Annotated in this window: 18 protein-coding genes; 14 read left to right on the top strand and 4 right to left on the bottom strand. The window is 71.5% G+C overall.

Annotated features, from left to right (window positions below; all coding sequences use genetic code 11):
- Positions 1-79 precede the first annotated feature (79 nt).
- From ACIA8N_RS00805 to ACIA8N_RS00785, 5 genes are all read left to right on the top strand, one after another.
- On the top strand, positions 80-979 hold the full coding sequence (locus tag ACIA8N_RS00805) for an MHYT domain-containing protein (protein WP_365785413.1): 900 nt from the start codon (positions 80-82) through the stop codon (positions 977-979).
- A 40-nt stretch (positions 980-1019) separates the two neighbouring features.
- Positions 1020-3155: an excinuclease ABC subunit UvrB gene (gene uvrB / locus ACIA8N_RS00800; RefSeq protein WP_365785415.1), complete on the top strand. Its 2136-nt coding sequence runs from the start codon at positions 1020-1022 to the stop codon at positions 3153-3155.
- Between the two features lie 137 nt (positions 3156-3292).
- A complete protein-coding gene (locus ACIA8N_RS00795; protein WP_365785417.1) occupies positions 3293-3871 on the top strand; it encodes a TerD family protein in 579 nt (192 codons plus the stop codon).
- Positions 3872-3994: 123 nt separating this feature from the next.
- A complete protein-coding gene (locus tag ACIA8N_RS00790; protein ID WP_365785419.1) occupies positions 3995-6007 on the top strand; it encodes a TerD family protein in 2013 nt (670 codons plus the stop codon).
- A 245-nt stretch (positions 6008-6252) separates the two neighbouring features.
- Complete coding sequence (locus ACIA8N_RS00785) at positions 6253-7260, top strand: TerC family protein (RefSeq protein WP_030547113.1); 1008 nt, start codon at positions 6253-6255, stop codon at positions 7258-7260.
- 89 nt (positions 7261-7349) lie between these two features.
- On the opposite strand, the gene ACIA8N_RS00780 is transcribed toward ACIA8N_RS00785, so the two are convergent.
- The 3 genes from ACIA8N_RS00780 to ACIA8N_RS00770 form a co-directional block, all read right to left on the bottom strand.
- The gene (locus tag ACIA8N_RS00780; RefSeq protein WP_365782448.1) at positions 7350-8636 is read right to left on the bottom strand and encodes an MFS transporter; all 1287 of its coding nucleotides are present in this window, start codon (positions 8634-8636) and stop codon (positions 7350-7352) included.
- Between the two features lie 154 nt (positions 8637-8790).
- Positions 8791-9447, bottom strand: coding sequence for an MBL fold metallo-hydrolase (locus ACIA8N_RS00775; RefSeq protein ID WP_365782446.1), 657 nt, complete (start codon positions 9445-9447; stop codon positions 8791-8793).
- 34 nt (positions 9448-9481) lie between these two features.
- On the bottom strand, positions 9482-10165 hold the full coding sequence (locus ACIA8N_RS00770; protein WP_365782444.1) for a maleylpyruvate isomerase family mycothiol-dependent enzyme: 684 nt from the start codon (positions 10163-10165) through the stop codon (positions 9482-9484).
- Positions 10166-10401: 236 nt separating this feature from the next.
- Between ACIA8N_RS00770 and uvrA the strand changes: the two genes are divergently transcribed.
- A complete protein-coding gene (gene uvrA / locus ACIA8N_RS00765; protein WP_365782442.1) occupies positions 10402-13443 on the top strand; it encodes an excinuclease ABC subunit UvrA in 3042 nt (1013 codons plus the stop codon).
- Between the two features lie 104 nt (positions 13444-13547).
- Positions 13548-13988: a Rieske (2Fe-2S) protein gene (locus tag ACIA8N_RS00760; protein ID WP_365782440.1), complete on the top strand. Its 441-nt coding sequence runs from the start codon at positions 13548-13550 to the stop codon at positions 13986-13988.
- Between the two features lie 14 nt (positions 13989-14002).
- On the opposite strand, the gene ACIA8N_RS00755 is transcribed toward ACIA8N_RS00760, so the two are convergent.
- Positions 14003-14932 (bottom strand): hypothetical protein, encoded by a 930-nt coding sequence (locus tag ACIA8N_RS00755; protein WP_365782438.1) that lies wholly within the window; start codon positions 14930-14932, stop codon positions 14003-14005.
- Between the two features lie 233 nt (positions 14933-15165).
- Between ACIA8N_RS00755 and ACIA8N_RS00750 the strand changes: the two genes are divergently transcribed.
- From ACIA8N_RS00750 to ACIA8N_RS00720, 7 genes are all read left to right on the top strand, one after another.
- The gene (locus ACIA8N_RS00750) at positions 15166-15750 is read left to right on the top strand and encodes a papain-like cysteine protease family protein (RefSeq protein ID WP_365782436.1); all 585 of its coding nucleotides are present in this window, start codon (positions 15166-15168) and stop codon (positions 15748-15750) included.
- Positions 15751-15755: 5 nt separating this feature from the next.
- The gene (locus ACIA8N_RS00745) at positions 15756-16556 is read left to right on the top strand and encodes a hypothetical protein (RefSeq protein ID WP_399415389.1); all 801 of its coding nucleotides are present in this window, start codon (positions 15756-15758) and stop codon (positions 16554-16556) included.
- 113 nt (positions 16557-16669) lie between these two features.
- A complete protein-coding gene (gene uvrC / locus ACIA8N_RS00740) occupies positions 16670-18646 on the top strand; it encodes an excinuclease ABC subunit UvrC (protein ID WP_365782432.1) in 1977 nt (658 codons plus the stop codon).
- On the top strand, positions 18643-19632 hold the full coding sequence (gene rapZ, locus ACIA8N_RS00735; RefSeq protein WP_359209548.1) for an RNase adapter RapZ: 990 nt from the start codon (positions 18643-18645) through the stop codon (positions 19630-19632). The genes uvrC and rapZ overlap by 4 nt, the downstream gene beginning before the upstream one ends.
- Complete coding sequence (gene yvcK, locus ACIA8N_RS00730; protein WP_030205999.1) at positions 19629-20654, top strand: uridine diphosphate-N-acetylglucosamine-binding protein YvcK; 1026 nt, start codon at positions 19629-19631, stop codon at positions 20652-20654. Before rapZ ends, yvcK begins: the two co-directional genes overlap by 4 nt.
- Positions 20645-21634: a DNA-binding protein WhiA gene (whiA, locus tag ACIA8N_RS00725; protein ID WP_030205996.1), complete on the top strand. Its 990-nt coding sequence runs from the start codon at positions 20645-20647 to the stop codon at positions 21632-21634. Before yvcK ends, whiA begins: the two co-directional genes overlap by 10 nt.
- A 162-nt stretch (positions 21635-21796) precedes the next feature.
- Positions 21797-24748 (top strand): M14 family zinc carboxypeptidase, encoded by a 2952-nt coding sequence (locus ACIA8N_RS00720; RefSeq protein WP_365782429.1) that lies wholly within the window; start codon positions 21797-21799, stop codon positions 24746-24748.
- Positions 24749-24761 lie beyond the last annotated feature (13 nt).

Genomic DNA, 24761 nt, shown 5'->3' with positions numbered 1-24761 from the left:
TAATCTCGCCCGGTAGTACTACCCAGCGGTACCGACTGTTTTCGGACGACGTGGCACCAGGGGTGGAGGGCACACGCTCATGCAGGGCACGGTCGACGGATTCAGCTACGGGCTCGTCACGCCGGTGGCGGCCTTTCTCATGGCGTGCCTGGGCGGCGCCCTCGGCCTCCGCTGCACCACCAGATCGCTCCGCCATCACGACAGCTTCAAGGCGGGCTGGCTGGCCCTCGGCGCCACCTCGATCGGCACCGGCATCTGGACGATGCACTTCATCGCCATGATGGGCTTCTCCGTCCAGCACGCGCCCATCAACTACGACCGCCCCCTCACCTTCGCCAGTCTGGGCGTCGCCGTGCTCATGGTCGGCATCGGCATCTTCATCGTGGGGTACCGCGGGGCCACCGCCCTCACCCTCGTCACCGGCGGCACCATCACCGGCCTCGGGGTGGCCACCATGCACTACCTCGGGATGGCCGGTATGCGCCTCCAGGGGCGTATCGAGTACGACACGCTCACCGTCGCGCTCTCCGTGGTCATCGCCGTCGTGGCCGCCACCACGGCCCTCTGGGCGGCCGTCTCCGTACATGGCTTTCTGGCCAGTCTGGGTGCCAGCCTGGTGATGGGCGTCGCCGTCAGTGGTATGCACTACACGGCCATGTCGGCGGTCAGCGTCCATCTGCACGGCACCGAGCCCGCCGTCGGCACCGGCGACACCGCCACCTCGCTCCTGCTGCCGATGCTGATCGGCCCGGCGGTCTTCCTCATCCTCGCCGCCGTCGTCGTCATGTTCGACCCGCTGCTCGTGATGGGGGACCCGGACTGGCAGGGGGCCGCGGCCCGTGCCCCGCACCGGCCCGGCGTCCCCGCCCCGCGGCACGTCCCGTCCTACGGCGAACCCGCCAACTGGAGCTCCAGGCCCGCAGGCCGTGCCGCCCGCAAGACCGCCGCCAGGGGTGGTCACCGCTCCCAGGACTGGTGATCACCGCCCGAGTGTCAGTGCCGGGTCGTACGGTGGTTGCATGCGGCCCGTTTCCAAGATCGAACGTTCGGTGGCGCCCTTCGAGGTCGTCAGCTCCTACCAGCCCAGCGGCGACCAGCCCACGGCCATCGCCGACCTCGAGCGGCGCGTCCGCGCGGGCGAGAAGGACGTCGTGCTCCTCGGTGCCACCGGCACCGGAAAGTCGGCCACCACCGCCTGGATGATCGAGAAGCTCCAGCGCCCCACCCTGGTGATGGCGCCGAACAAGACGCTGGCCGCCCAGCTGGCGAACGAGTTCCGCGAGCTCCTGCCGAACAACGCGGTGGAGTACTTCGTCTCGTACTACGACTACTACCAGCCCGAGGCGTACGTGCCGCAGTCGGACACGTACATCGAGAAGGACTCCTCGATCAACGAGGAGGTGGAGCGGCTGCGCCACTCCGCGACGAACTCCCTGCTCACCCGCAGGGACGTCATCGTGGTCGCCTCCGTCTCCTGCATCTACGGCCTCGGCACGCCCCAGGAGTACGTGGACCGGATGGTCCCGCTGAAGGTCGGCGAGGAGGTCGACCGTGACCAGCTCCTGCGCCGCTTCGTCGACATCCAGTACACGCGCAACGACCTGGCGTTCACCCGCGGCACCTTCCGGGTCCGCGGGGACACCATCGAGATCTTCCCGGTGTACGAGGAGCTCGCCGTCCGCATCGAGATGTTCGGCGACGAGATCGAGGCCCTCTCCACCCTGCACCCGCTCACCGGCGAGGTCATCAGCGAGGACCGCGAGCTGTACGTGTTCCCCGCCAGCCACTACGTCGCGGGCCCCGAGCGCATGGAGCGCGCGGTCAACGACATCGAGCGTGAGCTGGAGGGCCGTCTCGCCGAGCTCGACAAGCAGGGCAAGCACCTGGAGTCCCAGCGCCTGCGCATGCGCACCACGTACGACCTGGAGATGATGCGCCAGATCGGCTCGTGCTCCGGCATCGAGAACTACTCGATGCACTTCGACGGCCGCGAGCCCGGCTCCGCGCCCAACACCCTCCTCGACTACTTCCCCGAGGACTTCCTCCTCGTCATCGACGAGTCGCACGTCACCGTGCCGCAGATCGGCGCCATGTACGAGGGCGACGCCTCCCGCAAGCGGACCCTCGTCGACCACGGCTTCCGGCTCCCCTCCGCCCTCGACAACCGCCCGCTGAAGTGGGAGGAGTTCCAGGAGCGGATCGGCCAGACCGTCTACCTCTCCGCGACCCCGGGGACGTACGAGCTGTCCCGCGGCGACGGCTTCGTCGAGCAGATCATCCGCCCCACCGGCCTCGTCGACCCCGAGGTCGTCGTCAAGCCCACCGAGGGCCAGATCGACGACCTGGTCCACGAGATCCGGCTGCGCACCGAGCGGGACGAGCGGGTCCTCGTCACCACCCTCACCAAGAAGATGGCCGAGGACCTCACCGACTACTTCCTGGAGCTCGGCATCCAGGTGCGCTACCTGCACAGCGACGTCGACACCCTGCGCCGCATCGAGCTCCTTCGCGAACTGCGCGCCGGCGAGTACGACGTCCTCGTGGGCATCAACCTCCTCCGGGAGGGCCTCGACCTCCCCGAGGTGTCCCTCGTGGCCATCCTCGACGCCGACAAGCAGGGCTTCCTGCGCTCCGGCACCTCCCTGATCCAGACGATCGGCCGTGCCGCCCGAAACGTCTCGGGCCAGGTCCACATGTACGCGGACCGGATCACCCCGGCGATGGAGCAGGCCATCGACGAGACCAACCGGCGCCGCGAGAAGCAGATCGCGTACAACACGGAGCGCGGCATCGACCCGCAGCCGCTGCGCAAGAAGATCAACGACATCGTCGCGACCATCGCGCGCGAGGAGATCGACACCGAGGAACTCCTCGGCTCCGGGTACCGCCAGGGCAAGGAGGGCAAGGGCGCCAAGGCCCCCGTGCCCGCGCTCGCCGCGCACGGAGTCAAGGCCAGGGGCAAGGGCAAGGCCGGTTCCACCGTGGAGCTCGGCGACCGGCCCGCCACGGAACTCGCCGCGATCATCGAGGAGATGACCGACCGGATGCGCGCCGCCGCGGCCGAGCTGCAGTTCGAGGTGGCGGCCCGGCTCCGCGACGAAGTGGGAGAGCTGAAGAAGGAGTTGCGCCAGATGAAGGAGGCGGGACTCGCCTGACCCGACGCGGTCCGGTGTGTTGCAAGACCGACACAAATCCGGACCGCGTCTCCGCGCTGTCAGTCCCCCTGCGTAGGGTGCTGGACAACCGCACGCACGGACAGCGGGGCGGGGAACGCAACGAGAGGGGCAAGCGCGTGACGGTCAACATGACCAAGGGTCAGGCCATCAGCCTGGAGAAGCAGGGCGGGGGCAGTCTCACCCAGGTACGGATGGGACTCGGCTGGCAGGCGGCACCGCGCCGCGGTCTCTTCGGCAAGCGCACACAGGAGATCGACCTGGACGCCTCGGCCGTCCTCTTCGCCGACAAGCAGCCCGTCGACGTGGTCTTCTTCCGTCACCTGGTCAGCGACGACGGCTCGGTCAAGCACACCGGTGACAACCTCGTCGGCGGCGCGGGCCAGGGCGGGGACGACGAGGCGGTCCTCGTCGACCTCCAGCGGGTCCCGGTCCACATCGACACGATCGTCTTCACCGTGAACTCCTTCACCGGTCAGACGTTCCAGGAGGTGCAGAACGCCTTCTGCCGGATCGTCGACGAGACGAACGGCCAGGAGCTCGCGCGCTACACCCTGGACGGCGGCGGCAACTACACCGCCCAGATCATGGCGAAGGTGCACCGGGTCGGAGCCGGCTGGCAGATGACCGCCCTGGGCAACCCGGCCAACGGGCGCACCTTCCAGGACCTGATGCCGGCGATCCTGCCGCACCTGTAGTCGCGCCCGCGCGGCACACACCCACAGCTCCCGGAGGCGTCAGGCCACCGGGAGCTGTCCCGCATGAGTCACACATGTCGATCCGGTCGATCCGCACCGGGAAACGCTGAGGGGACAGAGTCGATGACGGCCGAGCTGGTCCGGGGGCAGAACCACCCCCTGCCCGACACCCGCCTCGAGATCCGGGTGTCGGCCGGTCATCCCGTCCTCGCCGGAGCCACCCTCGGCGACGAGCGGGGCCGGGTCCCCGGCGCCGAATGGATCGCGCACCCCGGCGCCCCCTCCCTGCACGGCGTCGCCGTGCCGGGTGAGGCCGCCGCGGACCACCGCCTCACCGTCGACCTGGAGGCGGTCCCCGGGGCCGTCCACCGGGTGTCGGTCCTCCTGGCCCTGCCCGGCGCGCGCGGAGCCGCCGGAGCCGCCCGCTTCGGAGCCGTCGCCGCCCCCCACGTCACCGTGGCCGGTCACGACGGCGCAGAGATCGCCAGCTACACGATCACCGGACTCGACAGCGAGTCCGCCGTCGTCGCCCTGGAGCTGTACCGGCGCCAGGGCGCCTGGAAGGTCCGTGCCATGGGCCAGGGGTACGACGGCGGGCTCGCCGCCCTGCTCGGCGACCAGGGCCTGGAGAGCCCCGCCGACCTGGCCGCGGCCATCCTGGAGACGGTCGCGCCCGGTCCCGCCCCGGTCGCCGCGCCGCCGCAGCGCGTCCCCGAGGCGGAGCACGTACGCCACACCGCGCCGGTGACGTCGGTGGACACGGCCACCGGCACGCCCGCACCTGTCACGCCCGCACCTGTCACGCCGGCGCCTGTCACGCCTGCCCCTGGCGCGCCCACCCCCGTCGCGGGCACAGGCGCCCCCGTCACGGGCGCGCCGACCCCGGCCGCCGGTACGCCCGCCCCGGCCACGTCCGGTGCGGCTCCGGGCGGCGGTCCCATCGACTACTCCCACCCCCGTCGCAGGGCCGCCACCCCCGCACCCGCACCCGCGTCCGAGCCCCGGCAGGCGCCGCCCGCGCCGGTCGCGGGGGACGCCTCGGGCTGGTCCATGGACGAGCGCCTGTACAACCAGGTGTGGGGCATGTTCGAGGACCTCGCCAGGACCGCCGCCGCCTACCGGAGCGCCTGCGACTTCGCGGAGTCCCGGCTCGACCGGGAGCTCGACGAGACGCTCTCGGACTACCGGTCCCGGGTCGGCGGCGCGAACGACTCCGCGCGGGCCGCCGCCCGCGCCCGGCACGACGAGCTGGTGGAGCGGGCCCAGGCCGTCCTCGACCGGGACCTCGCCCAGCTCGCGGCCGAGTCCGCGGTCGTCGAACCGGCCCTGCCCGCCGCCTTCGCCCGCTGGGACAACCCGGTCTGGCACGCCTACCGCGTCCCGGCGGAGGAGCCGATGGCCGTCCGCCTCGGCGACCTGCACCTCCCCGAGCGGTCGGAGCTGCGGATCCCGATGCTCGTCCGGCTGCCGCTGGAGCGGGGGCTGTGGGTGGACAGCGGGCGCGGGCGCTCCGAGGCGGCCGGGCTCCTCGACGAGGTCGAACTGCGGCGGCTCGCCCTGGACAGCGCGGTCGCGCACACGGCCCGGCTGCTCGCGGCCCATCCGGCGGGCCAGTTCGCCGTCCATGTGATCGACGCGGCCGGCGCGGGCGCCGCCGCGCTCGCGCCGCTGGTGGAGTCGGGTGTCCTCGCGGCCCCGCCCGCCCGGGGCGCGGCCGGGGTGTCGGCGGTCCTCGAACAGCTCACGGAGCGCGTCGACCTGCTGCAGATGGCGCTGAGGGGCGGCGTGGCCGACGCCCTGCCGCCCGGTCTGGACGCCGCACGCCAGCTCCTGCTCGTGCACGACTTCCCGCACGGCTTCGACGACCGGGCGGTCACCCGGCTGCGGTACCTCGCCGACGAGGGACCGTCGGTCGGTGTGCACCTGCTGATGGTCGCGGACCGGCAGGACGCGTCGGCGTACGGGCCGCTGCTCGACCCGCTGTGGCGGTCGCTGCTCCGGCTCACGCCCGTGCCCGACGACCACCTCGCCGATCCGTGGGTCGGCCACGCCTGGTCGTACGAGCCGCCGGTCCTGCCGCCGGGCAGCGCGGTGCTCCGGCAGGTCCTCGCGCAGGTGGCGGGCGCTCGTCGGTAAACCGGCACTGACCTGCGGTCTTGGTGGCTCTTTACCCTTCCCTTTACCTTCTCTTGGTCTTTCGGGTAGTCTTCTTGGTGCGGAGGGGAGTACTCCCCATTGCGCGGCGTACCCGTCAATACGGACGGATCCTCATCGATCCGATCCCGGGGCGTCGGCCCGGCGGCGATCGTCCGTCGCTCGGGTGGAAGAGACCTCCGGCAGCGACGACGCTGATCAAGTAGCCGTACGACGCCGGAGGCGCAGTGGACGTTTCAATGACTCTCTGGGTGCTGACCATTCTCGGTCTGGGCGCCCTGATCGGAGCCGACTTCTTCATCGGGCGCAAGCCCCATGACGTGTCGGTCAAGGAAGCCGGAATCTGGACGGTCGTCTGGATCGTGCTCGCCGCCCTCTTCGGCATCGGCCTGCTGGTCTTCGGCAACAGCCAGGCGGCGGGGGAGTTCTTCGCGGGCTACATCACCGAGAAGTCGCTCAGCGTCGACAACCTCTTCGTCTTCGTCCTGATCATGGCGAAGTTCTCGGTGCCGTCCCACCTGCAGCAGCGAGTGCTGCTCGTGGGTGTGCTGATCGCCCTGGTGCTCCGCGCCATCTTCATCGCGGCCGGCGCGGCGGTCATCGCCAACTTCTCCTGGATCTTCTACATCTTCGGCGCGTTCCTGATCTACACCGCCTGGAAGCTCATCCAGGAGGCGCGTTCCGACGACGAGGAGGACGAGTTCGAGGAGAACCGTCTCCTCAAGAGCGTCGAGAAGAAGTTCGGCGTGGCCGACCGGTACCACGGCACCAAGCTGTTCATCCGGAGCAACGGCAAGCGGATCATGACCCCGCTCATGATCGTCATGCTCGCCATCGGCACCACCGACATCCTCTTCGCCCTCGACTCCATCCCGGCGATCTTCGGCCTCACCCAGGACCCGTACATCGTCTTCACCGCCAACGCCTTCGCCCTCATGGGTCTGCGCCAGCTGTACTTCCTGATCGGCGGCCTGCTCAAGAAGCTGGTCCACCTCAGCTACGGCCTGTCGGTGATCCTCGGCTTCATCGGCGTGAAGCTCGTGCTGCACGCCCTGCACGAGTCCGGGGTCCACGTCCCCGAGATCTCCATCCCGTTCTCGCTCGCGGTCATCTGCGGTGTCCTGGTCATCACCACGATCACCAGCCTCATCGCCTCCAAGAAGCAGGCGGAGCGGGAAGCCGCCGAGAGCGTGGCCGACGCCGACGACGCCGAGAAGGACAGCATCGGCGCCTGACGCGGCACACACGGCGACGGCCGGCCGGGGTTCCCCCCGGCCGGCCGTCGCCGTTCTCGCGTCCCTGACCCTGGATCCCGGATCCGGAGTCAGGCCGAGGCCGGTGCGGGAGCGGGCTCCCCGGAGCGCTGCGGCAGGGTCTCCGGGAGGAGGGCGAAGCAGCCCAGGCTGACCAGGGCGACCAGGGTCAGATAGGCGGCGACGCCCCACGGCGGACCGGAGCCCCCGTCGGAGAGCGCGGTCGCGACCAGCGGGGTCAGAGCGCCGCCGAGGACGCCCGCGAGGTTGTAGCCGACCGCGGCGCCCGTACAGCGGACACGGGGCTCGTACAGCTCCGGGAGGTACGCGGCGACCACCGCGAACATCGTGATGAAGGCGAGCAGCGCCCCCAGGAAGCCGAGGAACATCAGGAACGGCCGCGCGGTGTGCAGCAGGGCCACCATCGGGAACATCCACAGCGCGGACGCCGCGCACCCCGCGAGGCAGAGCGGCCGGCGGCCCCAGCGGTCGGCGAGCAGCGCCACGAAGGGCGTGGCCGCGCCCTTGATCGCCACCGCCGCCATGACGCAGGTCAGCATCACGGTGCTGCTCACCCCGAGGTGCTTCGTGCCGTAGGCCAGGGCCCAGGTGGAGACCGTGTAGAACACGGCGTACCCGACCGCGAGCGCCCCGGCCGTCAGCAGGACGAGCCGCCAGTGGTCGCGGGCGATCTCGGCCAGCGGCGCACCCGCGCGCTTCCCGGACGCGGACAGCTCCTCGAAGTCCGGGGTCTCCGCGAGGGAGGAGCGCAGCAGCAGCCCCACCGCCGCGAGCAGACCCGCGGCCCAGAACGGCACCCGCCAGCCCCAGGAGCGGAACTCGGCGTCGCTCAGGCCCGCCGTGAGCGCCAGCATCACCCCGTTCGCCAGGAGGAAGCCGATCGCCGGGCCGATCTGCGGGAAGCTCGACCACAGCGCGCGCCGGTGGGCGGGGGCGTGCTCGGCGGTGAGCAGGACCGCCCCGCCCCACTCGCCGCCGAGCCCCAGGCCCTGGAGGAAGCGGAGGACGAGCAGCAGCACGGGGGCGGCGATGCCGAGCGTCGCGTACGTGGGGACGCAGCCGACCGCGACCGTGGCGCAGCCGGTCAGGAGCAGCGAGGCGAAGAGGACCGGTCGCCGGCCGTACCGGTCGCCGACATGGCCGAAGAGGACCGAGCCCAGCGGGCGGGACACGAAGCCGATGGCGAAGGTGCCGAAGGCGGCGAGGGTCCCGGCGAGCGGGGAGAAGGTCGGGAAGAACAGCGGCCCCAGGACGAGGGCGGCGGCGGTCCCGTAGACGAAGAAGTCGAAGAACTCGATGGCGGTGCCGACGAGTGAGGCGGCGGCGATCCGGGCCATGGAGGGAGCTCTGGGTGGCGACGGAGAGTCACTGAGGCGCATGTCGCGCCAACTACCCCGCCGCCGTCCGGGTTACGGGGGCGTGCGGAAGCGCGCGGCTGCTCAGCCGCGCGCCGGACCTGGCCGGCAGGACGCCGGCGGCCCGCCGCGGGGGTCACCAGCCGCGCTCGCGCCACGTCGCGAGGGACGGGCGCTCGTCACCGAGCGTGGTGTCCTTGCCGTGGCCCGGATAGATCCAGGACTCGTCCGGGAGCACCGCGAACAGCTTGGTCTCCACGTCGTGGATCAGGCTCGCGAAGGCCTCGGGATCCTTCCAGGTGTTGCCCACGCCGCCGGGGAAGAGGCAGTCGCCGGTGAAGACGTGGGGGTGGCCGTGCGGGTCGTCGTAGACGAGGGCGATGGAACCGGGGGTGTGCCCGACCAGGCGGCGCGCGGTCAGCTCGACCCGGCCCACCCGGATCGTGTCGCCGTCCTCGACGGGCACGTCGGTCGCGACGGGGATGCCCTCCGCGTCGTACGCGCCCGCGTACGTCACGGCGCCGGTCGCGGCGACCACCTCGGCGAGCGCCTGCCAGTGGTCGCCGTGGCGGTGGGTGGTGACGACGGCCCTGATGCCGTCGTCACCGATCAGCGTGAGCAGCGTGCCGGCGTCGTTGGCCGCGTCGATCAGCAGCTGTTCGCCGGTGGCCCGGCAGCGCAGCAGATACGCGTTGTTGTACATCGGGCCGACCGCGACCTTCGAGATCATCAGGTCCGTCAGCTCGTGCACGTCCGCCGGTCCGCCGACCTTCACCACTCCGCTGTACGTCATGGGATCAGCCTAGCTTCGCCCACCGACGGGGGTGCTATAGCGCGGGAAGCTTCGGAAGGGGCCCGCCCTTGGTCTCCAGGGCCGTGCCGTCGCGGCGGCCGGCGAGCCAGCCGAGCAGCTCGGGGGCCGGGCCCATGACGACGACGCCACCGGTGGTGCCGCCGGTCGTCCAGATCCGGCCGTCGGCGGACCAGAGGGCCGTCTCCGGGACGCTCTCCAGGCCGGTGAAGCGCTCGGCGAGGAACTCGATCTCGCGGGTCACGAACTCCTCGGGCAGGTCTTCCAGCTCGTAGCCGACGCCCAGGTCGACGTGGTGCAGGTCCACCTCGACCCAGCGTCGGAAGGGGATCCGGGAGGCGCTGTCCGTGACGCCGTTGCGGAGCTCGACCGTGCGGCTCCAGTCGGCGGGCTCCGCCCCCACGGCCTGGAAGCGGTCGGCGGTCTCGCGCAGGTCGGCGAGGTGGCTCCCGATCGGGCGGCCGGAGTCGCGCTCGATGTCCGCGTCGCGGGTGGCGGCGTCGGCGTACATGGGGCGGCCCTGCAGGACGTTCACCAGGGCGTCGGCGTTGCGGGCGACGTGGGCGAGCACATGGCCCCGGCTCCAGCCGGGCAGCCGTGACGGCCCGGCCGTCGCCGCGTTGTCCAGGGAGGCGGCCGCGGTCAGCAGCCTTTCGGTCGCTTCACGGACCTGAATGAGGTCGCTCTCGTGGTCGATCATGGCGCCGACCCTAGTGGCAGCAGGGATTGTCACCACTCGTTCGGGTGAAGCGGTCTCGGCAAGACCGGAAATCGAATGTGCGTGCTATAAGCTCGAGGGAAGCATCCGGCATCCTTGAAGTGTTGGGTGTGCAGACACCTCTGCTCCGAAGACTTCAGCTCTGAAGGCATTCGCTCTCTTCTGAAGGCATTCGCTCTGTGCAGACATCCGCTCTCTGAAGAAAGGTGCGGACCGGCGTGGCCGACCGTCTCATCGTCCGTGGCGCTCGTGAGCACAACCTCAAGAACGTCTCGCTCGACCTCCCGCGTGACTCCCTGATCGTCTTCACCGGGCTCTCGGGGTCGGGCAAGTCCTCCCTCGCGTTCGACACGATCTTCGCCGAGGGGCAGCGCCGCTACGTCGAGTCGCTCTCCTCGTACGCCCGGCAGTTCCTCGGTCAGATGGACAAGCCGGACGTCGACTTCATCGAAGGTCTGTCGCCCGCCGTCTCCATCGACCAGAAGTCGACCTCGCGCAACCCGCGCTCGACGGTCGGCACCATCACGGAGGTCTACGACTACCTCCGCCTGCTCTTCGCCCGCATCGGCAAGCCGCACTGTCCCGAGTGCCGCCGGCCCATCTCCCGCCAGTCGCCGCAGGCCATTGTCGACAGGGTCCTGGAGCTCCCCGAGGGCAGCCGTTTCCAGGTGCTCTCCCCGCTCGTCCGCGAGCGGAAGGGCGAGTTCGTCGACCTCTTCGCCGACCTCCAGACCAAGGGCTACAGCCGTGCCCGGGTCGACGGGGTGACCGTGCAGCTGAGCGAGCCGCCGACCCTGAAGAAGCAGGAGAAGCACACGATCGAGGTGGTCGTCGACCGCCTCACCGTGAAGGACGGCGCCAAGCGCCGCCTCACCGACTCCGTCGAGACGGCGCTCGGACTCTCCGGCGGCATGGTCGTGCTCGACTTCGTCGACCTCGCGGAGGACGACCCCGAGCGCGAGCGGATGTACTCGGAGCACCTCTACTGCCCGTACGACGACCTGTCCTTCGAGGAGCTGGAGCCGCGCTCCTTCTCCTTCAACTCGCCCTTCGGCGCCTGCCCCGACTGCACCGGCATCGGCACCCGCATGGAGGTCGACCCCGAGCTGATCGTCCCCGACGAGGACAAGTCGCTCGACGAGGGCGCCATCCACCCGTGGTCGCACGGCCACACCAAGGAGTACTTCGGCCGGCTCATCGGCGGTCTCTCGCAGGCCCTCGGCTTCCGCACGGACATCCCGTACGCGGGACTGCCGCAGCGCGCCAAGAAGGCCCTGATGCACGGCCACAAGACCCAGGTCGAGGTCCGCTACCGCAACCGGTACGGGCGGGAGCGGGCGTACACCACCCCGGCCTTCGAGGGCGCCGTCTCCTTCGTCAAGCGGCGCCACACCGAGGCCGAGAGCGACTCCAGCCGCGAGCGCTTCGAGGGCTACATGCGCGAGGTGCCCTGCCCCACCTGCGAGGGCACCCGGCTGAAGCCGATCGTGCTCGCGGTCACGGTGATGGACAGGTCCATCGCCGAGGTCTCCGCGATGTCGATCAGCGACTGCGCCGAGTTCCTCGGCCGCCTGACGCTCAACGCGCGGGACAAGAAGATCGCCGAGCGGGTCCTCAAGGAGGTCAACGAGCGGCTGCGCTTCCTCGTCGACGTCGGCCTCGACTACCTCTCGCTCAACCGCGCCGCGGGCACCCTGTCCGGCGGCGAGGCCCAGCGCATCCGGCTCGCCACCCAGATCGGCTCCGGTCTGGTCGGCGTGCTGTACGTGCTCGACGAGCCGTCCATCGGCCTCCACCAGCGCGACAACCACCGGCTCATCGAGACCCTCGTACGGCTCCGCGACATGGGCAACACGCTCATCGTCGTCGAGCACGACGAGGACACCATCAAGGTCGCCGACTGGATCGTCGACATCGGCCCCGGCGCGGGCGAGCACGGCGGCAAGGTCGTCCACACCGGCACCCTGAAGGAGCTCCTCGCCAACGAGGAGTCCATGACCGGGCAGTACCTGTCCGGCCGCCGGTCGATCCCCACCCCGGACATCCGACGCCCGGTGGACCCCGGGCGTCGGCTCACCGTGCACGGGGCCCGCGAGAACAACCTGCGGGACATCGACGTCTCCTTCCCGCTGGGCGTCCTCACCGCCGTCACCGGCGTCTCCGGATCCGGCAAGTCGACCCTGGTCAACGACATCCTCTACACGCACCTGGCGCGCGAGCTGAACGGCGCCAAGTCGGTGCCCGGGCGGCACACGCGCGTGGACGGCGACGACCTCGTCGACAAGGTCGTGCACGTCGACCAGTCCCCGATCGGCCGCACCCCCCGGTCGAACCCGGCGACCTACACCGGTGTCTTCGACCACGTCCGCAAGCTCTTCGCCGAGACGATGGAGGCCAAGGTCCGGGGCTACCTGCCCGGCCGGTTCTCCTTCAACGTCAAGGGCGGCCGCTGCGAGAACTGCTCCGGCGACGGCACGATCAAGATCGAGATGAACTTCCTCCCGGACGTCTACGTCCCGTGCGAGGTCTGCCACGGCGACCGGTACAACCGGGAGACCCTGGAGGTCCACTACAAGGGCAAGTCCATCGCCGAAGTCCTGAACATGCCGATCGAGGAGGCCCTCGACTTCTTCGAGGCCGTCCCGACCATCGCCCGCCACCTGCGGACGCTCAACGAGGTCGGCCTCGGTTACGTCCGGCTCGGCCAGTCGGCGCCGACGCTCTCCGGCGGTGAGGCGCAGCGCGTGAAGCTCGCCTCCGAGCTCCAGAAGCGCTCGACCGGCCGCACGGTCTACGTCCTGGACGAGCCGACCACCGGTCTGCACTTCGAGGACATCTCGAAGCTGATCAAGGTCCTGTCCGGACTGGTCGACAAGGGCAACTCCGTGATCGTCATCGAGCACAACCTCGATGTCATCAAGACCGCCGACTGGGTCGTCGACATGGGCCCCGAGGGCGGCAACGGCGGCGGCCTGGTCGTCGCCGAGGGCACTCCGGAGGCGGTCGCCTCCGTCTCCACCAGCCACACCGGCAAGTTCCTCCGCGAGATCCTCGACGCGGACCGGGTCAGCGACGCCGGAGAGGCCGTTCCGGCGGCCCGAGGGGCGAAGAAGACGGCCGCGAAGAAGACGGCGGTGAAGAAGGCCCCGGCCAAGAAGGCGACCGCCACGAAGGCGACCGCCACGAAGGCGACCGCCACGAAGGCGACCGCCACCAAGGCCGTGGCCAAGAAGGCGACGACCCGGGCCCGCAAGGCCTGACGTCCGAGGCAGGGCCCCCACCGGGGGCCCTGACTCAAGCCTGCCCACCGCCGCCGGTATCGTCGGTTCGGTCACGCCTTGCCCCGATCCACCGTGGAGCGCCCATGTCCGGCCAGTCCAGCCGCCGCACCGTACTGAAAGGCGCCGCCCTCGCCGGTGCCGCCGGGCTGGGAGTCGCCGCCTGCTCCACCGAGTCCAACCTCGGCCACGCCCAGGTGCCGACCCCGACCGCCCCGGTCACCCTCGGCGCCCCGGACGAGGTCCCGGTCGGCGGCGCCAAGCTCTACCGCGAGCAGCGGGTCCTGGTGAGCTGCCCGGCCAAGGGCCAGTACAAGGCGTTCAGCGCCCAGTGCACCCACGCCGGCTGCGTCCTCGACAAGATCGAGAACAACGAGGGCAACTGCCCCTGCCACGGCAGCCGCTTCGACGTGACCACCGGCAAGGCGCTCAAGGGCCCGGCCACCGTCCCGCTCCCCGAGGTCGCGGTCCGCGTCGAGAACGGCAAGCTGATCGCGGGCCCCGAGACGACCGCCCCCAAGGCCTGAGAGGGCAAACCGCGCTACGTCCAGTCCCAGTCGATCCCCAGGATCCCCGGGCGTACCCCCTGCTCCACGACATGCACCGTGCGGTGCCGGCCGCTCAGGGTCAGCTCCGCACGGCCCCCGCGCGGCGCGCCCGTCGAGGCCTGCGCGAACCTCCGGCACCGCAGCGGAAGCGCCGTCTCGTCGAAGCGCACCTGCAGCACGTACTGCCCGCCCGCGAAGCTGAACCCGCGCACGTACTCCCGGCTCGGCCCCGCCGTACCGTCCTCGAAGCCGTACGAGAAGACGTACGTGTCCCCGGACCGCAGCCGCACGTCGAAGAGCAGCTCCGCGACGAGCACCCCCGTCCCCGCGTGCCACCGCACCCGCCCGGTCCTGCAGTTCTCCACCGCCCGCACCGCCACCCGCGACGGGTCGCAGCCGGGGTCCCCGTGGTGGATGGCGAGATAGCGGTCCACGCCGTCCCGGTGCGCCCGCACCACGTGCTGCGACTCGCGCCCCACCAGCTCCCGCCCCGCCCCGATCCGCACCCGCTCGTGGTGCCCGACGGTGTGCAGTCCGCCGTCCGTCGGCGTCTCGAGCTCGGCGAGCAGCTCCTCGACCGAGCCGGACGCCTCCACGAGGGAGCGGTACGAGCGAGCCGCCGGACGCTCCGCCTCGGCGCGCGCGACGGCGTCCTCCGTGAGCAGCCGCAGCAGTGAGTTCCCGGGGAGCTGGAGCACCTCCTCCAGGGCGCGGACCGCTTTCAGGGACTCCGGCCGCTGCGGGCGGCGGGCGCCCTGCTGCCAGTAGCTCAGGCTCGTCACCCCGACCCTGACCCCGCGGTGGGCGAGATGGTGCTGGACCCGCTGGAGCGGCAGCCCGCGCACGGCGAGCGCGGTGCGCAGCGCCAGATGGAAGGGGCCGGTGTGCAGCAGCCGCAGCAGATCGGCCTCGGTGTGGCTCACGAGGGCTCCTCGGTGAACATTCACGACGGGGGCGCGGACCGGTGCGCCGCGAGGGGTGGGCGGGCAGGTGGGCCGAGGGTGTCCGTTCACACCCGGGTCGCACCGTTCACAGCCCGATGTCACCCCGCATTGAAGCGTGTTGACCAGATCAGGACAACGGCCGATGCTCCTGACCAGCGTCCGGACGCGCTCCTCCACCCCCATCCCCACCCCCCACTCCTGGGAGGAACGCGATGCGCAGAAGAAAGCTGAACCTCGCGGCACTCGCCGCGGCCGCCCTCTTCCTCGTCCCCACCACCTCGGCATCGGCCGCCCCCGTCGACGACACCGCCGTCCTCGGCTCCCACCGGCTGAACATCACCATGCAGGCCCAGCAGAAGACCAACTGGTGCTGGGCGGCGGGCGGCAACACCATCGCCACCTGGTTCGGCAGGAACTACAGTCAGAACCAGTTCTGCAACGCCGCCTTCGACCGCCGGCAGGGCTACGACTGCCCCAACTGGCAGGCCACGCTCGGCAACGTCCAGACCGGCCTGCGCTGGGCCGGGATCAACCCCGGCTCGTACGTCGACGGCTGGCTGCGCTACTCGACCGTGCAGACCGAGATCAACGCGAACCGGCCCGTCGAGACCCGCATCCAGTGGGCGGGCGGCGGCGGTCACATGCACGTGCTGTACGGCTACGACGACTCCGGCAGCTGGGTCTACTGGGGCGACCCCTGGCCCTCCAGCAACCGCTACAACTGGGCCTCGCACGCCTGGTACGTCGACAACGAGTCGTTCTCCTGGACCCACTCGCTCTACCGGATAGGGGCGTGACGACGATGAACGCTCGTGCCACGGGTGCCGGCCTTCTTGCCACCGCGACCCTCGTCCTCCTCGGAACGCTCCCGGCGGCCGCCGCCGGGGGAGCGCCGCCCGCGCCGACCCCCGAACTGGCCGCCTCGGCGCCCGGCACCCTGGACACCCTGGCCCGGTTCTTCGCCCGGGACGGGAGCACCGCCCGCTCGGCGGCCGCGCCGCGCGTCGAGGGCGGTTCCGTGCCGGTACGGATCCTCTCCCCGGACTTCGTCGCGGGGAAGGCGGGGGCCCCGGTCGCCCGGACCGAGTTCCGCGCCAGCCGCGCCGTTGCGCCGGACGGGCAGAAGGCCTCGCTCTGGACGGTGAAGGGGGCCGGCGGCTGGCAGGTGGTGAACATCGCGACCGGCGACGACGAGATCCGCTTCGCGGAACAGGGCGGGCGTCTGCTGCCCGGCGGCCTCGTCTTCCGCGAGCCGCAGATCGACGCCTGGTACGTCCAGAAGGGCACGAAGGTGCTCCCGCTCGACGAGGACGCGATACGGGCCGTCGGCCGCAACGGGACGAGCCTCACCGCCTACCGGGAACGGGTCGCCCGCGCGTACGGCGACAAGCTGCCGGGTTCGGCGTACGCGGCGAAGGGCGCGGCCGGCGGATACGCCCCGCAGGCCGCGGCACCCGGGCCCGCGTCCCGTACGGCCGCCGCACACGACGAACCGGCCCTCACGGGCGCCTCCGCGGCGGCGGGCGCGGGCGCGCTCCTGGCCCTCGCCCTCACGGGCACGGCGCTCCTCCGGCGCCGCACCCGGAGCACCACGGAGGCCTGAGCGACCGGGCCCCGCGCCACCGGCCCGCAGTCACCCGCGCGAGGGGCGACCGCTGGCCGGTGGCCGGGTCGTGCGAGGCCGGGCTGTCGGTGCCCGCCAGTAGGGTGGGGAGCATGGCAGACCCCTCCAGCTACCGCCCCAAGCCGGGTCAGATCCCCGACTCCCCGGGGGTCTACAAGTTCCGCGACGAGCACCGCCGGGTGATCTACGTGGGCAAGGCGAAGTCCCTGCGCCAGCGGCTCGCCAACTACTTCCAGCCGCTCGCGAGCCTGCACCCGCGCACGGCCACCATGGTGACCACGGCCGCCTCCGTGGAGTGGACCGTCGTGTCGACCGAGGTCGAGGCGCTCCAGCTGGAGTACTCCTGGATCAAGGAGTACGACCCCCGGTTCAACGTGAAGTACCGGGACGACAAGAGCTACCCGTACCTCGCGGTGACGATGAACGAGGAGTTCCCGCGCGTCCAGGTCATGCGCGGCCACAAGAAGAAGGGCGTGCGCTACTTCGGGCCGTACGCGCACGCGTGGGCGATCCGCGAGACCGTCGACCTGATGCTGCGCGTCTTCCCCGTCCGCACCTGCTCGGCGGGCGTCTTCCGGAACGCGGCCTCGGCCGGCCGCCCCTGCCTCCTCGGCTACATCGGCAAGTGCTCGGCGCCCTGTGTCGGCCGGGTCACCCCCGAGGAGCACCGCGAACTCGCCGAGGAGTTCAGCGACTTCATGGCCGGCCGTACCGGGACGTACATCCGCCGTCTCGAGAAGCAGATGATGCTGGCCGCCGAGGACATGGAGTACGAGAAGGCCGGCCGGCTGCGCGACGACATAGAGGCGCTGCGCCGGGCCATGGAGAAGAGCGCGGTCGTGCTCGCCGACGCCACCGACGCCGACCTGATCGCCCTCGCGGAGGACGAGCTGGAGGCCGCCGTGCAGATCTTCCACGTGCGCGGCGGACGCGTCCGCGGCCAGCGGGGCTGGGTCACCGACAAGGTCGAGGCCGTCGACACGGCCGGCCTCGTCGAGCACGCGCTGCAGCAGCTGTACGGCGAGGAGAGCGGCGACGCGGTCCCCAAGGAGGTCCTGGTCCCGGCGCTGCCCGAGGACACGGAGGCCGTCACCGCCTGGCTCACCGGCCGCCGCGGGTCCAACGTCTCGCTGCGGATCCCGCAGCGCGGCGACAAGAAGGACCTCATGACGACCGTCGCGCGCAACGCCCAGCAGGCGCTCGTCCTGCACAAGACGAAGCGCGCCAGCGATCTGACCACGCGCTCCCGGGCCCTGGAGGAGATCGCCGAGGCCCTGGACCTGGACTCGGCGCCGCTGCGGATCGAGTGCTTCGACATCTCCCACCTCCAGGGCGAGGACGTGGTCGCCTCGATGGTGGTCTTCGAGGACGGGCTGCCCCGCAAGAGCGAGTACCGCCGCTTCCAGATCAAGGGCTTCGAGGGGCAGGACGACGTCCGGTCCATGCACGAGGTGATCGGCCGCCGCTTCCGGCGCTACCTCGCCGAGAAGGAGAAGACGGGGGAATGGGATCCGGAGGGCGTCGTCGAGGACCCGGAGGAGACCGGGCGCCCCAAGCGCTTCGCGTACCCGCCGCAGCTCGTCGTGGTCGACGGCGGGCAGCCGCAGGTCGCCGCGGCCCGGCGGGCCCTGGACGAGCTGGGCATCGACGACATCGCGGTCTGCGGGCTCGCCAAGCGTCTCGAGGAGGTCTGGCTGCCCGGCGACGACGACCCGGTCGTGCTGCCCCGCTCCAGCGAGGGCCTGTACCTCCTTCAGCGCGTACGTGACACGGCTCACGACTTCGCCATCCGCTACCAGCGGTCCAAGCGGACGAAACGCATCCGGACCAGCCCTCTCGACGAGGTCCCCGGTCTGGGTGACACCCGGAAACGCGCGTTGATCAAGCATTTCGGCTCGGTGAAGCGGCTCCGGCAGGCGACAATCGAGCAGATCTGCGAAGTACCCGGCATGGGCCGGAAGACCGCGGAGGCGGTCGTCGTGGCCCTCGCCCAGGCGGCCCCGGCCGCACCCGCCGTGAACACGGCGACAGGAGAGATCATGGAAGACGACGGGGGCGGCACGGCATGACCGCGCACGAGCAGCAGGACCGGCACGATGAACAGGACGCGCAGGACCAGCACGACAGAGAAGGCGGAGCAGGACACGTGAGTACGGGCACGAAGGAGACCCCCGGCGACAACGGCGCCGAGGCGGCCATCCCCGAACTGGTGATCATCTCCGGCATGTCCGGAGCGGGCCGGTCCACCGCGGCGAAGTGCCTGGAGGACCTCGGCTGGTTCGTCGTGGACAACCTCCCGCCCGCGCTGATCCCCACCATGGTGGAACTCGGCGCCCGCTCCCAGGGCAACGTCGCCCGGATCGCCGTCGTCGTGGACGTCCGCGGCCGGCAGTTCTTCGACAACCTCAGGGAGTCCCTCGCCGACCTGGACGCCAAGCAGGTCACCCGCCGCATCGTCTTCCTGGAGTCGTCCGACGACGCCCTGGTCCGGCGCTTCGAGTCGGTCCGCAGGCCCCACCCGCTCCAGGGCGACGGACGGATCACCGACGGCATCGCCGCCGAGCGCGACCTGCTGCGCGAGCTGCGCGGCGACGCCGACCTGGTGATCGACACCTCCAGCCTCAACGTCCACGAGCTGCGCGCCAAGATGGACGCCCAGTTCGCCGGCGACGAGGAGCCCGAGCTGCGGGCCACCGTGATGTCCTTCGGCTTCAAGTACGGCCTGCCGGTCGACGCCGACCTCGTCGTCGACATGCGCTTCCTGCCGAACCCGCACTGGGTCCCCGAGCTGCGCCCCTTCACCGGCCTCAACGAGGAGGTGTCGAACTACGTCTACAACCAGCCCGGCGCCAAGGAGTTCCTCGACCGCTACACGGAGCTGCTCCAGCTGATCGCCGCGGGCTACCGCCGCGAGGGCAAGCGGTACGTGACCATCGCCGTGGGCTGCACCGGCGGCAAGCACCGCTCCGTGGCCACCGCCGAGCGCCTCGCCGCCCGCATCGCCGCCGAAGGGGTCGAGACCGTGGTCGTCCACCGGGACATGGGGCGCGAGTGAAGCCGTACCGACGGCGCGCCTCCACCCTCACGGCGCGGCGCACGCTCCGCAGGCGCGGCGCCCAGCCCAAGGTGGTCGCGCTGGGCGGCGGCATGGGCCTCTCGGCCTCCCTCGCCGCCCTCCGCCGGATCACCGGCGACCTCACCGCCGTCGTCACCGTCGCCGACGACGGCGGCTCCAGCGGCCGGCTCCGGGAGGAGCTGGGCGTCCTGCCGCCGGGAGACCTCCGCAAGGCGCTCGCCGCGCTCTGCGGCGACGACGACTGGGGCCAGACCTGGGCCAGGGTCATCCAGCACCGCTTCCAGTCCAAGGGCGAGATCAACGGCCATGCCGTCGGCAACCTGCTGATCGTCGCCCTCTGGGAGCAGCTCGGCGACCCCGTGCAGGCCCTGGACCTGGTGGGCCGGCTGCTCGGCGCCCAGGGCCGGGTGCTGCCCATGTCCGCCGTCCCCCTGGAGCTCCAGGCCCTGGTCAGGGGCCATGACCCGGAGCGGCCTGACGACGTGGACACCGTGTGCGGTCAGGCGACCGTGGCGCTCACCCCCGGTGAGGTGCAGTCCGTGCACCTCGTGCCGCACGACCCGCCGGCGGTGCCGGAGGCGGTCGAGGCGGTCCTTGACGCGGACTGGGTGGTCCTCGGTCCGGGCTCCTGGTTCTCCTCGGTGATCCCGCACCTCCTCGTGCCCGAACTGCTCGACGCCCTGGCCACGACGAAGGCCCGGAAGGTGCTCTCGCTGAACCTCGCGCCGCAGCCCGGAGAAACCGAGGGCTTCTCCCCGCAGCGTCATTTGGAGGTTTTGGGACGACACGCCCCTAAACTCGCCCTGGACGTGGTGCTGGCCGACGAGGCCGCCGTGCCCGATCGCGAGTCCCTCTCCGATGCCGCCAAGCGGCTCGGTGCCGCGGTCGAGCTGGCGCCGGTGGCCGGGCCCGACGGCTCCGCGAAGCACGACCCGGAGCTGTTGGCCGCCGCGTACGACCGTATTTTTCGGATGCATGGAAGGATCGGCCCATGGCGATGACGGCAGCGGTGAAGGACGAGATCTCCCGGCTTCCCGTCACCCGGACCTGCTGCAGGAAGGCAGAGGTCTCGTCGATCCTGCGGTTCGCGGGCGGGCTGCACCTGGTGAGCGGCCGCATCGTGATCGAGGCGGAGCTGGACACGGCGATGGCGGCGCGCCGCCTCAAGCGGGACATCATGGAGATCTTCGGGCACAGCTCGGAGCTGATCGTGATGGCCCCCGGAGGCCTGCGGCGCGGCTCGCGCTTCGTGGTGCGGGTGGTGGCGGGCGGCGACCAGCTGGCCCGGCAGACGGGTCTCGTGGACGGCCGCGGCCGTCCCATCCGGGGCCTCCCCCCGCAGGTGGTCTCCGGCGCGACCTGTGACGCGGAGGCGGCCTGGCGCGGCGCGTTCCTCGCGCACGGCTCCCTGACGGAGCCCGGCCGGTCCTCCTCCCTGGAGGTCACCTGCCCGGGGCCCGAGGCGGCGCTCGCCCTGGTCGGCGCGGCCCGCCGGCTCTCCATCGCGGCGAAGGCCCGCGAGGTGCGGGGGGTGGACCGGGTCGTCGTCCGTGACGGCGACGCGATCGGCGCCCTCCTCACCCGGCTCGGCGCGCACGAGTCGGTGCTCGCCTGGGAGGAGCGGCGGATGCGGCGCGAGGTCCGCGCCACCGCCAACCGCCTGGCCAACTTCGACGACGCCAACCTGCGCCGCTCGGCCCGCGCGGCGGTCGCCGCCGGCGCCCGGGTGCAGCGCGCCCTGGAGATCCTCGGCGAGGAGGTGCCCGAGCACCTCGCCGCGGCCGGCCGGCTCCGCATGGAGCACAAGCAGGCCTCCCTGGAGGAGCTGGGCGCGCTCGCCGACCCGCCGCTGACGAAGGACGCGGTGGCCGGCCGGATCCGGCGACTGCTCGCCATGGCCGACAAGCGGGCGCAGGACCTGGGCATTCCCGGGACCGAGTCCAACCTGACGGAGGAGCTCGACGACAGCCTCGTCGGCTGACCCGTTCCGTCCCGAACGGAACCTCGAACTCCGAGCTGCCGGTGCCCTTCTGAGGCACCGGCAGCTTTTTCGTACCGCCGCGAGGCACCCTTGACAGGCCCATGGGCGCCCATGAGCCTGGCGTCTGTTCACCTTCGGGGCAGACAACAGCAAGGGGGGCTCATGAGACGCAGAGCGAGATCGATCCTCGCCGCGGCTTCACTGCTGATCGCGGGAATGGCGGCGGCACCCGTCGCCGGAGCGCAGCCCGACGACCGGGACGGCGGCGACGCCTTCTCCGTATGGCGTGCCGAGGTCACCAAGGAACAGGTCCCGCTGCTCCTGGAAGCCGGTGCGGACGCCCACGAGATGACCGAGCAGGTCCCCGACAAGGGGTCCGCGACGGTCGAGCTCTTCCTCACCGGCCGGCAGGCCGGTCACCTGCGCGGCCAGGGCGTCGAACTCGCCCGGCACAGCCTGACCGCCCAGGCCGAGCGGCGGGTGGCCGCCGCCGGAGACGGGGTCTTCCGTCCGTACGGCGGCGCGAACGGGCTCAAGCAGGAGATCCTGGACACGGCCCGCGCCAACCCCGGCATCACCAAGGTCGTCTCCATCGGCAAGACCCTCAAGGGCCAGGACATCCTCGCCCTCAAGGTCAGCAAGGGCGCCCAGCGGGTCAAGGACGGTTCCAAGCCCGCCACGCTGTACCTGTCCAACCAGCACGCACGCGAGTGGATCACCCCGGAGATGACCCGGCGGCTGCTCCACCACTACCTCGACGGCTACGGCAAGGACGAGCGGATCACCCGGATCGTCGACACCACCGAGCTGTGGTTCGTGCTCTCCGCCAACCCGGACGGCTACGACTTCACGCACGCCGCGCCCGCGAACCGTCAGTGGCGCAAGAACCTCCGCGACAACGACGGCGACGGGAGGACCGCCCCCGGGGACGGTGTCGACCTCAACCGCAACTTCGCCTACAAGTGGGGCTACGACAACGAGGGTTCGTCGCCCGACCCGGCCGACGAGACCTTCCGCGGCACGGGCCCCATGTCGGAGCCCGAGACCAAGGCCCTCGACGCCTTCCAGAAGCGGATCGGCTTCGCGTACGGCATCAACTACCACTCGGCCGCCCAGCTCATCCTGTACGGCGTCGGCTGGCAGGTCGCCACGGACACCCCCGACGACGTGGCCCTCAAGGCCCTCGCCGGCACCCCGCAGAACCCGGCCGTGCCCGGATACCGGCCGCAGGTCTCCTCGGAGCTCTACATCACCAACGGCGAGGCGGACGGACACGCGGCCAACGTCAACGGGATGCAGATGTTCACCCCTGAGATGTCGACCTGCGCCACCGCCTCCCGGGTCGACCCGAACGACGCCTGGAACCCGGCCGACTGCGCGTCCGTCTTCACCTTCCCGGACGACGAGAAGCTGATCCAGGCCGAGTTCGCCAAGAACATCCCCTTCGCGCTCGCCGTCGCCGAGACCGCCGCCCACCCGGACCGGCCCGTCTCCCCGGTCGGCATCGAGGCCCCCGACTTCACCCCGAAGACCTTCACCACCTCCTTCGCCCGCGGAGCGGAGCAGGAGGTCGCCGTCACCGCCCGCAAGTCCCTGCGCGGCAAGACCCTGAAGTACCGGATCAACGGCGGCCGCACCCAGAGCGAGGAACTCGACGCCTGGAAGGGCGGCGAGACCTTCGGCGGCGAGGACAACCTCTACTTCGACGAGTACCGCGCCGAGGTCGAGGGCGCCAGGACCGGCGACTCCGTCGAGGTCTGGTTCACCGGCCGCACCCGTGAGGGCCGGACCACCGCCTCCGCCCCCTTCACCTACAAGGTGGCCGAGCGCCCCCGCGGCGACGTGCTCGTCCTCGCGGAGGAGGGCGGCACCACCGCCGCCCGGCACACCGCCGCGTACGTGAAGGCGCTCGCCGACAACGGCCGCGGGGCCGTCGTCTGGGACGTCGCCACACAGGGCACCCCCGACGCCCTCGGCATCCTGTCCCACTTCCGTACCGTCGTCTGGTACACCGGCGCCGAGGCGCCCTCCGGCACCACCCAGCTCGCCGTCCGGGCCTACCTCAACGAGGGCGGCAAGCTGATCAACGCAGGTGAGAAGACCGGCGGCCTCACCCGGATCGGCCGGGCCGAGTCCAACGACTTCGCCCAGTACTACCTCGGCGCCTATCACCGCGCGGGCCTCAAGAACCCCCCGGCCTTCGCGGGCACCGGAGCCCTCGCGGGCGCCGGCGCGAGCCTCGCCGGCGCCGCCGACAACCCGCTCGACCACGCCGGCGCGTACACCGTCACCTCGGACACGCTGCCGCCCGGGGAGTTCCCGCAGTTCGCGAGCAGCGCCTCGGCCGGTGACTACCCCGGCATCCGCATGCCCTTCGAGCCCGCCGAGGGCGCGTCCTTCGCCGCCGTCAAGCACGCCGACAACACCTGGGCGCGGCTCAGCAGGACCGTCGACCTCACCGGCGTCGCGGCCGGTGCGGCCCCCCGCCTGGACTTCCAGGTCAGCTACGACACCGAGCCCGGCTACGACAACCTCGTCGTCGAGGCCCACACCGTCGGCCAGGACGACTGGACGACCCTGCCCGACACCAACGGCGGCACCTCGGCCGAGCCCCCCGCCGACTGCGGCGAGGGCTACTACGTCCGCGGCCACCCCTTCCTCGCCCACTACCTCACCGTCGGCGAGGACGGCTGCACGGCCACCGGCACCACCGGCTCCTGGAACGCCTTCACCGGCCCCTCCAACGGCTGGCGGCAGGCCTCCGTCGACCTCAGCGCCTGGGCGGGCAAGCAGGTCGAGCTGTCGATCTCGTACGTCTCCGACCCCGGTACGGGCGAGATGGGCGCCTTCGTCGACGACACCCGCCTCGTCACCGGGACCACCACCGAGGCCGAGGGCTTCGAGACCGCCCTCGGCGCGTGGACCGTACCGGGCGCTCCGGACGGCAGCCCCGGCAACGGCGCCGACTGGACGCGCTCGGCGGCGCTCTTCCACTCGCAGGCCGCCGTCACCACCCGTGACACCGTCCTCCTCGGCTACGGCCTGGAGCACGTGCCCGGTGCGGCGGACCGGGCACGACTCGTCCGCAGCGCCCTCGGGGTGCTCCGCCGCTGACGGAGAGTAGTCG

It is taken from the genome of Streptomyces sp. NPDC051822 (assembly GCF_044452745.1).
In the GTDB taxonomy this organism is placed as follows: domain Bacteria; phylum Actinomycetota; class Actinomycetes; order Streptomycetales; family Streptomycetaceae; genus Streptomyces.
The sequence above is the reverse complement of the archived record's forward strand: the minus strand, read 5'-3'. Positions and strand labels throughout refer to the sequence as shown.